This window comes from Streptosporangium sp. DT93 (assembly GCF_049844535.1).
In the GTDB taxonomy this organism is placed as follows: Bacteria; Actinomycetota; Actinomycetes; order Streptosporangiales; family Streptosporangiaceae; genus Streptosporangium.
The window spans coordinates 305,878-316,167 of record NZ_JBNCLF010000010.1 but is presented as its reverse complement, the minus strand read 5'-3'; the positions used below and the strand labels follow the sequence as shown (position 1 = coordinate 316,167).

Genomic DNA, 10,290 nt, shown 5'->3' with positions numbered 1-10,290 from the left:
ACATGGTCCGCGACTTCAAGGCCCGCGGCGTGCCCATCGACTGCGTCGGCCTGCAGTCGCACTTCAACAACAACAGCCCGTACAACAGCAACTACCGCACCACCATCTCCAGCTTCGCCGCCCTGGGCGTCGACGTGCAGATCACCGAGCTCGACATCGTGGGCGCCTCGGCGACCACCTACGCCAACGTCGTCAACGACTGCCTGGCCGTACCGCGCTGCAACGGCATCACCGTCTGGGGCGTCCGCGACAGCGACTCCTGGCTCGGCTCCGGCAGCGCCCCGCTGCTCTTCGACGGCAACGGCAACAAGAAGGCCGCCTACACCTCGGTCCTCAACGCCCTCAACGCCGCCGACCCGAGCCCGTCACCCACCCCCACCCCGACGCCCACGCCCACGCCTACGCCGACGCCCACGCCGACCCCGACGCCCACTCCTGGCACGGGAGAGTGTTCGGCGACGATCGCGACGACGAACACCTGGCCGGGCGGCTTCCAGTCGACCGTGACGGTTCGTGCGGGCAGTGCGCCGGTCACCGGGTGGACCGTGCGCTGGACCTGGCCCGGCGGGCAGAGCATCAGCAGCCTGTGGAGCGGCGAGTCGAGCGTCTCCGGCTCCACGGTGACGGTCCGCAACGTCGCCTACAACGCCACCATCGCGGCGGGCCAGTCGACCACGTTCGGTTTCACCGCCAACGGCACCGCGGCCACCCCGGCCCTCACCTGCAACGGCGCTGTCGGACCGGACCCGACTCCCACCCCGACCCCGACCCCGACCCCGACCCCGACTCCCACCCCGACGCCCACGCCGACCCCGACGCCGGGGATGTGCGACCTGCCCTCGACCTACCGCTGGAACTCCTCCGGCGTGCTGGCCAACCCCAAGTCGGGCTGGGTCTCGCTCAAGGACTTCACCGTCGCCCCCTACGAGGGCAAGCAGCTCGTCTACGCCACCACCCACGACTTCGGCAAGACCTGGGGGTCGATGAACTTCGGCCTGTTCACCAACTGGTCGGAGATGGCCTCGGCCAGCCAGAACACCATGTCGACGGGCACCGTGGCACCCTCGCTGTTCTTCTTCGCCCCCAAGAACATCTGGGTGCTGGCCTACCAGTGGGGCGGCGGAGCGGCCTTCTCCTACCGCACCTCCACCAACCCCACCAACCCCAACGGCTGGTCGGCCCCCCAGCCCCTCTTCTCGGGCAGCATCACCGGCTCCGACACCGGCCCGATCGACCAGGCCGTCATCGGTGACGGCACGAACATGTACCTGTTCTTCGCCGGCGACAACGGCAAGATCTACCGGACCAGCATGCCCATCGGCAACTTCCCCGGTAACTTCGGCACCTCCTCGACCGTCGTCATGAGCGACACGAAGGAGAACCTGTTCGAGGCCGTGCAGGTCTACAAGCTGCAGAACCAGAACCGCTACCTCATGATCGTCGAGGCCATGGGCTCGCAGGGGCGCTACTTCCGCTCCTTCACCGCCACCAGCCTGAACGGTTCCTGGACCCCGCAGGCCGCCACCCAGTCCAACCCGTTCGCCGGCAAGGCCAACAGCGGCGCCACCTGGACCAACGACATCAGCCACGGTGAGCTGCTGCGCACCAACGCCGACCAGACCATGACCGTCGACCCCTGCAACCTGCAGCTCCTCTACCAGGGCCGCAGCCCCAGCTCCGACGGCGTCGACTACGGTCTGCTGCCCTACCGGCCCGGCCTGCTGACCCTCCAGCGCTGACGACGTGACACCGATCCGGCTCTTCGCGGATCACCCATGAACCGGTCCCGGGCGCGGGGGAGGGAGAGACCACTGCGCCCGGGACCATCAACGCATCCACCCCATCGGGTGAACGCGATCACGGCACGCGATCAGGATCGCGAGAAAGCCGCAACGGGCGGGTTCGGCACACGGCCGGGCCCGCCCGGGTCGCGTCGGGGCCCCCGCCGTCCCGCCGACCGCCGAACCCGTCGGAGCCGACGGCCGGCGCCACCTCTCGCTCCGGAGACGGCCGGCTCCCCGGGCCACATCCGCCTGTTGACGCCGAGGTCCGAGCACGCGCGCCCGAGGACACCCCCGGCAATCGAAAAGGACACACCGTGAAACGAAGGCTCAGGGCCGTACTCGCGGCCGCCACCCTCCCCCTGCTGATCGCGGGCCTGCTCCTGGCGGCCCGGCCCGTCGCGGCCGCGTCACTGACCCAGGTGACCAATTTCGGCACCAACCCGACGAACCTCAAGATGTACATCTACGTGCCGGACAGGGTCGCGGCACAGCCCGCGCTGCTGGTGCTGACCCACTACTGCGGCGGGTCGGCCGGCGCCGTCTTCAACGGCAACGGGCGCGACTACGCGACCGCGGCCGACCGGTACGGGTACGTCATCGTGGTGCCGGAGGCCACCCGCAGCGAGAAGTGCTTCGACGTGTCCACCCCCGCCGCGCTGCGGCGCGACGGCGGCGGCGACTCCACCGGGGTCATGGCCATGGTCGCCTGGGCGCGGCAGCGCCACAACGTCGACCCCGCCCGGATCGTGGTCAGCGGCTTCTCCTCCGGCGCGATGATGACCAACGTGCTCGCCGCCCAGTACCCGGACGTGTTCGCCGCCGGTTCGGCGTTCTCCGGCGTGCCCGCCGGGTGCTTCGCCACCACCAACGGGTCGCTGTGGAACAGCCAGTGCTCCGGCGGGAACCTCATCAAGACCGCCCAGCAGTGGGGCGACCAGGCACGGGCGATGTATCCCGGGTACACCGGCCGCTACCCCCGGATGCAGCTGTGGCACGGCGCCACCGACACCACGCTCCACTACAACAACTTCGGCGAAGAGATCAAGCAGTGGACCGGCCTGCACGGGCTGAGCCAGACACCGGCGTTCACCGACCGGCCGCAGTCGAACTGGACCCGGACCAGGTACGGCGTCACCTCGGCCCAGGCCACGGTGGAGGGGATCGGCATCAGCGGGGTCGGCCACCAGTTGCCGATGAGCGGCCAGCTCGCCTACGCCATCACCTTCCTCGGCCTCGACGGCGGCACGAACCCGTCACCCACGCCCACACCCACACCCACACCCACGGTGACGCCGACTCCGGGAACGAGCGGTGCGGTCCGCGGGGTGGGCTCGGGCCGGTGCCTGGACGTCAGCGGCGTCTCGCAGGCCAACGGCGCGGCGGTCCAGCTGTGGGACTGCAACAACCAGAACAACCAGCGCTGGGCCTCCACCGCCGCGCAGGAGCTGCGGGTCTACGGCAACAAGTGCCTGGACGTGAGCGGGTCCGGCACCACCAACGGCGCGCTGGTCCAGATCTGGGACTGCAACGGCCAGAACAACCAGAAGTGGCGCCTCAACACCGACGGCACCATCACCGCCATCGGCGCGAACAAGTGCCTGGACGTGCCCAACAGCGCCACCGCCAACGGCACCAGGCTCGCCATCTGGGACTGCAACGGCGGCGCCAACCAGCGCTGGACCCGGAGCTGACCCACCGAGCGGACCCGCCCGGGACGGTCGGCGCCCCGGGCGGGCCCTTTCACCCGGGGCGGGTTCTTTCACCCGGCCGATCCGGAGCCGGTCCGCGGGAGACCCGACCGGGCCGGCTCGACACGCTCGACACGCCCGACACGCCCGACGCGCTCGGCACACAGGGCTGGACCGTTCTTCCCGGCGCCGCGGCCAGGACGACGACCACGGTTCACCGAGCCGGCCTCATCGGCGTCCGGCATGGCTGGCGGCTGATCCTCGTGAGTCCTCCGAGATGTCCTGTGAGGTGTGCTGTGAGAAGGGAGGTGACGGTGACGTCCCTGTGTCGAACGGGCCGAGCCGGAGCGCCTGGGGCGGACGCTCACGTCAAGGGGGGTTGTTAGCGCTCACATACATTCATCGGTTCTGTCTCTGACCGGGGGCCTGATTCGTTGGTGGTGCGGCAGAGTAGACACGAAGTGAGGAAGGCTGTCAAGAATCGGGGGCGCCGCGCTCCGTGCGTCCGCCCGGCGAGCGGGCTCCGTCCGCCTTCCCGCCGAGGGTGCCCGCTCCTCGCAGGAGCGCGACGGGGTGAAACTTTCACCCGTGACCGGTTCCGCGATCCGCTCGCGGCGATCAGTCGGCCGACGAGAAGATGCGCTGCTGGATCTCCCTGCGGTAGTCGTCCAGCGTGTTGTCGATGTGCGTCGCCGCGGCCTGGGCCGCCGCCTCCGGGTCGCCGGCGCGGATGGCCTGGTAGATGGCCTCGTGTTCCTCGACGGCCTTGGCGGCGTGCCCGCCCACCGAGCCGCGCATTCCGATGAGGCTGGACTGGGCCTGCAGCCGGCGGGCCTCTCGTACCGCTATCTGGAGGAACATGTTGTGCGAGGCCGTCGCGACGGCGGTGTGGAAGGCGTCGTCGCCCTCGTTGAACAGGTCGTCGCGCCCGTTGTCGAACCCGTAGCGGCACACCCCGACCGACTTCTCGATGTCCCCCAGCTCCGCCGGGGTGGCGCGGCGGGCGGCCAACCGGCTGGTCTCCATCTCCTGGGCCCGGCGGAACTCGAAGAGCATGTAGACGTGGTCCAGGTCGGTGGGCAGGAAGAAGGAGGCCCAGCGTCCGGTGCCGAGCATGCCCTCGTCGTCGGCCACGTAGAGACCGCGCCCCTTCTGGGCGCGCACCCGGCCGAGCGCCGAGAGTATCTTCACCGCCTCACGCACGACGGTCCGGCTCGTGCCCAGTTGCCGGGCCAGCTCGTTCTCGGTGGGCATGCGGTCGCCGGGCTGCAGGCGCAACCGGCCGATCAACTCCAGCACCTGCTCCGCGGCCACCTCGTAACCCGGCCGGTAAGCGCCTTCCGCACGCGGAGTATCGACCACCCTGCTCGCCCCCTCCCCTGCCACCACCTCCTCAAGGGTACGACCAATCGCGGCCCGGAGCGGCATCGATCCCTCCTGCCCGCCCGGCGGTGAATGCTACACATCCGACGAGCCGTCAGGTTCTTCAAAGGGCAGGCGGAGACGGGGATCCGTGAATCCCTGATCACACGAGGAAGAGTTCCCACTCCGGCCAGGGCCTTCCGGTGAGGAGTCAGAAATAAGTGGGCTTAAGGTCTTGACGCGCCTCAGCGTGAGGAACGTAACTAGTAGCTAAGTCCCCGGGACGCCTCCTTTGGGAGGTCTCCCCGGCTCGACCGTATCCGGAGTGGGGCACTCCGCGGCGGTCGTGCGTCGTGGCCTGACCGCCGCGACTCCCGCAACACCTCGGATCACACGGTGTCCGGCGTGGAAGCCGGCGAAACGGCATTGAGCCGCCGCCCGGCCCGCCGGGACTCCCACCCCCCGATGAAGGAGAACCCAGTGGTGTCCCCATCAAGACATGCCGGCATTCGGACCGGACGGAAGGTCGCGTGATGGCGAAGCGCAGATCCTTCCTCGGAGCGATCGCGGTCGCGGCGCTTCTCGTCGTGTCCACGGGTCACGCGGCGCTGAGCAACAGCCTCGGCGCGTCAGCGTCGTCGGCGTCGTCAGCGAGCACCGCCGCCCTCGCGCCGACCGCCGGGTGCGGCAAGGCCCCGGCGCTGACCAGCGGCACGCACACGATCCAGAGCGGCGGCAAGTCCCGCTCCTACATCCTGAGACTCCCCGACAACTACAACAACAACACGCCCTACCGGGTGTTCTTCGGGTTCCACTGGCGGGGCGGCACCGCCACCGAGATCGACTCGGGCGGCACCAGCGGGTACCCCTGGTCCTTCTACGGCATGCGGCAGCAGTCGAACAACAACGGGATCTTCATCGCGCCCCAGGGCCTCGGCGGCGGCTGGGCCAACTCCGGCAACGAGGACGTGAACCTCGTCGACGACCTGAACAGGCTGCTCGACGCCTCCCTGTGCGTCGACACCTCCCAGCGCTTCGCCATGGGCTTCAGCTACGGCGGCGGGATGAGCTACTCGCTCGCCTGCAGCAGGGCGACGGTCTTCCGCGCGGTCGCGGTCTACGCCGGCGCGCAGCTCAGCGGGTGCAGCGACGGCTCCCAGCCCATCGCGTACATGGGGCTGCACGGCATCGGCGACAACGTCCTCAACATCTCCCAGGGACGGTCGCTGCGCGACAGGTTCGTCCGCAACAACGGCTGTACCGCCCAGAACCCGCCCGAGCCGGGGTCGGGCAGCAGGACGCACATCACCACCACCTACTCGGGGTGCCGTTCCGGGTACCCGGTCGTGTGGGCCGCCTTCGACAACGGCCACATGCCCGGCCCGGTCGACGGGACCTACGCCGAGAGCGGCATCACGACCTGGACCAAGGGTGAGGTGTGGAGGTTCTTCTCCCAGTTCGGGGGCAACCAGCCCGAACCCACGCCGACTCCGACGCCGACGGTGACGCCGACCCCGGGAACGGCCGGTGCGGTCCGCGGGGTGGGCTCGGGCCGGTGCCTGGACGTCAGCGGCGCCTCGCAGGCCAACGGCGCGGCGGTCCAGCTGTGGGACTGCAACAACCAGAACAACCAGCGCTGGGCCTCCACCGCCGCGCAGGAGCTGCGGGTCTACGGCAACAAGTGCCTGGACGTGAGCAACCAGAGCACCACCAACGGCGCGCTGGTCCAGATCTGGGACTGCAACGGCCAGAACAACCAGAAGTGGCGCCTCAACACCGACGGCACCATCACCGCCATCGCCGCGAACAAGTGCCTGGACGTGCCCAACAGCGCCACCGCCAACGGCACCAGGCTCGCCATCTGGGACTGCAACGGCGGCGCCAACCAGCGCTGGACCCGGAGCTGACCTCCTCTCCGGACGCCTGAGACACCTTCGGATCCCCCGCCGGGACGAGCGATCGTCCCGGCGGGGGATCTCCTGCCACGGCAGTGCCACCGGGACGTTCCGCCGAGCGCTCCCCACCCCCACACAAGGAAGTCCCATGGTTCGATTCTCGTACGCCGCGACGCGGAGACTGGTGCTGACCGGAGCGGCCGCGGTGGGACTGACCGCCGCGGCCGCCCTGGTGGCGCCGGTCTCGCCCGCCTCGGCGGCCACCACGACCCTCTACGCCTCCCCCTCCGGTACCGGCACCGCGTGCTCCACGGCCCAGCCGTGCTCGCTGCCCGCCGCGCAGACCGCGGTGCGGGCGCTGACCGGCGCGATGTCCGGTGACGTCGTCGTGGAGCTGGCCGACGGGGTGTACCGCCTCTCCGCGCCGCTCCGGCTGACCGCCGCCGACTCCGGCAACAACGGCTACACGGTCAAGTGGCAGGCCGCCGCGGGTGCCCGTCCCACCGTCAGCGGCGCGAGGGCGGTCACCGGCTGGTCGCTCGCCGACCCCGGGAAGAACATCTGGCGGGCCGGCGTCGGCGCCGGGATCGACACCCGGCAGCTCTACGTCAACGGCGCCATCGCCACCCGCGCCCGCACCCAGGTGAACCGTGCGGACTTCACCCCGAACAGCAGCGGCCTCGCCTTCACCAACGGATCCCTGGGCTACCTGAACAACCTCGCCAACAAGGGCCGCGTCCAGGTGGAGAGCGTCGGCTCGTTCACCGACCGGTACGCCTCGGTGCAGAACATCACCGGCAACTTCATCACGATGCAGCAGCCCGGCTGGAGCAACAACAACTTCGGGTACGACACCTTCACCAGCCCGCACCGGGCGGGCCCGCTCTACCTGGCCAACGCCTACGAGTTCCTCGACGCGCCGGGCGAGTGGTACCTCGACCCCCAGACCGGCGCGCTGTCCTACATCCCGCTCTCCGGGCAGAACATGAGCACCGTGAGCGTGGAGCTGCCGGTGCTGCAGTCCCTGGTGAACGTCGGGGGCACCTACGACGCGCCCGCGCACCACATCGCGTTCACCGGCATCACGTTCACCGGCACGACCTGGACGGCGCCGAGCGGCAACCAGGGGTACGTGGACCAGCAGACCGGCGTCTACATGGCCGGCGACTGGAGCCGGCCCGCCTTCACCGCCTGCCACAACGGCTGCCCGCAGTTCGAGGCCACCCGGCCGAACTGGTACCAGATGCCCGCCGCCGTGCAGGTGTCCGCCGCCAACAACATCACCTTCAGCGACTCCCAGTTCTTCAACCTGGGGCAGACGGCCGTGGGCATCGGCAACGACGCCAACGGTCACGCCAGCGGCGTCGGCCTGGGCGCGAGCAACGTCACCGTCACCCGCTCCGAGATCGCCCGCAGCTCGGCCGGCGGCATCGTGGTCGGCGGCGTGCGCGCCGACGCGCACCACCCCGGCGACCAGCGGATGGTCAACCGGAACATCACCGTCAGCAACAACCGCATCCACGACCTCGGCGTGGAGTACCGGGGCATCGTCTCGGTCCTGACCACCTACGTCAGCACCTCCGCCGTCACCAACAACGAGGTCTACAACATGCCGTACACCGGCATGTCGATCGGGTACGGCTGGGGCGCCAACGACGCCGGCGGCAGCAACCACTACGCCGACCGCGGCCTGTACAACTACCAGCCGCGCTACACCACGGCCACCACCGCGTCCAACAACCGGCTCTCCGGCAACTACGTGCACGACGTCATGCAGCAGATGAACGACGGCGGGTGCATCTACACGCTGTCGGCGAACCCGGGCGGGCTGATCAGCGACAACCACTGCCTGCGGACCAACGGCTACTTCGGTCTCTACTTCGACGAGGGCTCCCGCTACTACACCGCCCGCAACAACGTCTTCGCCTCCACCGGCACCTGGGCCACCGCCAACTACTGGTTCGCCGAGAACATGGGGAACTTCACCGTCACCGGCAACTGGTCGACCAACGGCAGCACCAACGTGACCAACGGCGACCGCGGCAACGTCGTGAACAACAACGTCACGGTCGCCAACGGCAACTGGCCCTCGGGCGCCCAGGCCGTGATCGCGGCCGCCGGGCCCGGGGGAACCAGCCCCCAGCCGGGCTCGCAGATCGTCGGGGCCCAGTCGAACCGCTGCGCCGACGTGACCGGCAGCAGCACCGTCAACGGGGCCCAGGCGCAGCTGTGGGACTGCGGCACCGGCACCAACCAGCGCTTCACCCACACCTCGGGCAAGCAGTTGCAGGTGTACGGCAACAAGTGCCTGGACGCCTACGCCCGGGGGACCGTCAACGGCACCCAGGTGGTCATCTGGGACTGCAACGGCGGCACCAACCAGCAGTGGAACGTCAACGCCAACGGCACCGTCACCGGCGTGCAGTCCGGCCTGTGTCTCGACGCCAACGCGGGTGGTACGGCCAACGGCACCAAGCTCATCCTGTGGGCCTGCAACGGCGGCGCCAACCAGCGCTGGAGCCTGCGAAGCTGAGCCGGTCGTCTCTCATGCCCTCACCCGGGACGGTCTTTCCCGGGGCGGTCCCGCCGCCCCGGGAAAGACCGTTCCCGCCGTGCGGGGCCGGGGTGCTCTCATCGCCCCCCGGAAGACCGTCCCTCACGCGCGCCGGGGAGGCGTTCCGTCCGCTCTCAGGCCTGTCCCATCCGCTGGCGCTGGCGGCCCAGGCCGTCGATCTCGACCTCGACCACGTCGCCCGCGCGCAGGTACGCCTCCGGGCCGATGCCGAGGGCGACCCCGGCGGGGGTGCCGGTGTTCACCACGTCGCCCGGCTCCAGGACCATGAACTGGCTGAGGTACCAGATCACATGATGAACCCCGAAGATCTGATTCTTGGTGCCACCGTTCTGGCGGAGCCGCCCGTTGACCCACAGGCGCAGGCCGAGCGCCTGCGGGTCGCCCACCTCGTCCGGCGTGACCAGCCAGGGGCCCAGCGGGTTGAACGTCTCGCACGACTTGCCCTTGTCCCACTGGCCGCCGCGCTCGTTCTGGAACTCCCGCTCGGAGACGTCGTTGGCGATCGCGTACCCGGCGATCACGCCCGCCGCCTCCGCCGGGGAGGACAGGTAGCGGGCCGTGCCGCCGAGGACCACGGCCAGTTCGACCTCGTAGTCGGTCTTCACGCTGCCACGCGGCACCAGGACCTCGTCCTCGGGGCCGACGACCGTGTTGGGCGCCTTCATGAAGACCACCGGCTCGGCGGGGATGGCGGCGCCGGTCTCCTCGGCGTGGTCGGAGTAGTTCAGCCCGATACAGATGATCTTCCCCGGCCTGGCCACCGGAGCGCCGATCCGCTCGTACGGCCCGGCCTCGGGCAGAGCGCCCTCGGCGAGGGCGGACCGTACCCGCTCGACGCCTCCCCGGGCGAGGAACGCGCCGTCGATGTCGGCCGTCAGCGCCGACAGGTCCAGCGTCCTGCCGTCGGGTCCCATGACGCAGGGCCGCTCCCGGCCCGGCGGACCCACCCGCAACAGTTTCACGAAACGCCTTCTCTCATGTGGTTC

6 protein-coding genes are annotated in these 10,290 nt (G+C 69.9%); 4 read left to right on the top strand and 2 right to left on the bottom strand.

Translation table 11 applies throughout. The features are described 5' to 3' along the window. Together ACLQ2R_RS22845 and ACLQ2R_RS22840 are read left to right on the top strand one after the other, a co-directional pair. Window positions 1-1,739, top strand: a 1,739-nt coding sequence (locus ACLQ2R_RS22845; RefSeq protein ID WP_425962435.1) for a non-reducing end alpha-L-arabinofuranosidase family hydrolase, incomplete at its 5' end; no start/stop codon positions are given. 359 nt (window positions 1,740-2,098) lie between these two features. Continuing rightward, entirely contained in the window at window positions 2,099-3,475 is a 1,377-nt protein-coding gene (locus tag ACLQ2R_RS22840) for an extracellular catalytic domain type 1 short-chain-length polyhydroxyalkanoate depolymerase (RefSeq protein WP_425962434.1), read from the top strand. 615 nt (window positions 3,476-4,090) lie between these two features. On the opposite strand, the gene ACLQ2R_RS22835 is transcribed toward ACLQ2R_RS22840, so the two are convergent. Then, entirely contained in the window at window positions 4,091-4,786 is a 696-nt protein-coding gene (locus ACLQ2R_RS22835) for a FadR/GntR family transcriptional regulator (protein WP_425962433.1), read from the bottom strand. Between the two features lie 581 nt (window positions 4,787-5,367). On the opposite strand from ACLQ2R_RS22835, the gene ACLQ2R_RS22830 reads away from it, so the two are divergent. Both ACLQ2R_RS22830 and ACLQ2R_RS22825 read left to right on the top strand, forming a co-directional pair. Next, window positions 5,368-6,741: a lectin gene (locus tag ACLQ2R_RS22830; RefSeq protein ID WP_425962431.1), complete on the top strand. Its 1,374-nt coding sequence runs from the start codon at window positions 5,368-5,370 to the stop codon at window positions 6,739-6,741. 136 nt (window positions 6,742-6,877) lie between these two features. After that, window positions 6,878-9,262, top strand: coding sequence for a ricin-type beta-trefoil lectin domain protein (locus ACLQ2R_RS22825; RefSeq protein WP_425962430.1), 2,385 nt, complete (start codon window positions 6,878-6,880; stop codon window positions 9,260-9,262). A gap of 155 nt (window positions 9,263-9,417) precedes the next feature. On the opposite strand, the gene ACLQ2R_RS22820 is transcribed toward ACLQ2R_RS22825, so the two are convergent. Next, window positions 9,418-10,266: a fumarylacetoacetate hydrolase family protein gene (locus tag ACLQ2R_RS22820; RefSeq protein ID WP_425962428.1), complete on the bottom strand. Its 849-nt coding sequence runs from the start codon at window positions 10,264-10,266 to the stop codon at window positions 9,418-9,420. Window positions 10,267-10,290 lie beyond the last annotated feature (24 nt).

Coding starts and splice junctions, on each gene's coding strand:
- ACLQ2R_RS22830 (WP_425962431.1), top strand. CDS start 5,368: ATGGCGAAGCGCAGATCCTTCCTCGGAGCGATCGCGGTCGCGGCGCTT.
- ACLQ2R_RS22825 (WP_425962430.1), top strand. CDS start 6,878: ATGGTTCGATTCTCGTACGCCGCGACGCGGAGACTGGTGCTGACCGGA.